Source organism: Mesorhizobium sp. M8A.F.Ca.ET.202.01.1.1 (assembly GCF_004791595.1).
Taxonomy (GTDB): Bacteria; Pseudomonadota; Alphaproteobacteria; order Rhizobiales; family Rhizobiaceae; genus Mesorhizobium.
In genome coordinates this window covers 1-279 of record NZ_SRUN01000334.1, presented here as the reverse complement: position 1 = coordinate 279, position 279 = coordinate 1, and the positions used below count along the sequence as shown (strand labels likewise).

Here is a 279-nt window from a genome sequence, read left to right as displayed (position 1 = left end):
ATTTTGACCAATGAAAACCAAGCGGAGCCGAACGGTTTCGCAGCCCTTGGAATAACCGGCGCGCTGCTCAAGGCCGCCAATGCCGCGGGCTTCACCGATCCGAAGCCGATCCAGGCGCACGCGATCCCTCCGCAGCTCGAAGGCCGCGACATTTTCGGCATCGCGCAGACCGGCTCGGGCAAGACGGCCGCCTTCGCGCTGCCGATCCTGTCGAAGATCATCGGGCTCGGCACCAAGCGCAGGCCGAAGACTGCGCGCGCCCTGATCCTGGCGCCGACG

General features: G+C 65.9%; 1 protein-coding gene. It reads left to right on the top strand.

All coding sequences use genetic code 11. The features are described from left to right. Positions 1-3: 3 nt before the first annotated feature. On the top strand, positions 4-279 hold a 276-nt coding region (locus tag EN845_RS35095; protein WP_189587465.1), incomplete at its 3' end, for a DEAD/DEAH box helicase.